Origin of the sequence: Bartonella bilalgolemi, from assembly GCF_023500045.1 — a bacterium.
Taxonomy (GTDB): domain Bacteria; phylum Pseudomonadota; class Alphaproteobacteria; order Rhizobiales; family Rhizobiaceae; genus Bartonella; species Bartonella bilalgolemii.
Genome location: NZ_JAMCOF010000021.1, coordinates 2,914 through 3,126, shown reverse-complemented (window position 1 = coordinate 3,126; position 213 = coordinate 2,914). Strand labels below are relative to the sequence as shown.

The following is a 213-nucleotide window of genomic DNA, read 5'->3' as shown; positions in this document are numbered from 1 at the left end:
AAAGTTCTTTATAAATTTCTGTAAGTGAACCATCAACACCGGCAAAGGCTGCTCCGACATTGCTGTAATCTGTCTTCTGAATCGTATAAGTTGGAGCTGTCCCCTTAAGAATATCCGCTTTACCTCCCAAATACTTAGAAGTATTTCCAGCAATGGTCGATACATCACTTTTAACTTCAAAAAGCTGTTTTCCTGTAATTGCCTGAGTAGAAC

The 213-nt window shown here is 39.0% G+C and carries 1 protein-coding gene; it reads right to left on the bottom strand.

Going from position 1 to position 213, the window contains the following annotated elements; translation table 11 throughout:
- A partial coding sequence (locus M4Z11_RS07185; protein WP_249677990.1) for a hypothetical protein occupies positions 1–213 on the bottom strand: 213 nt, incomplete at both ends.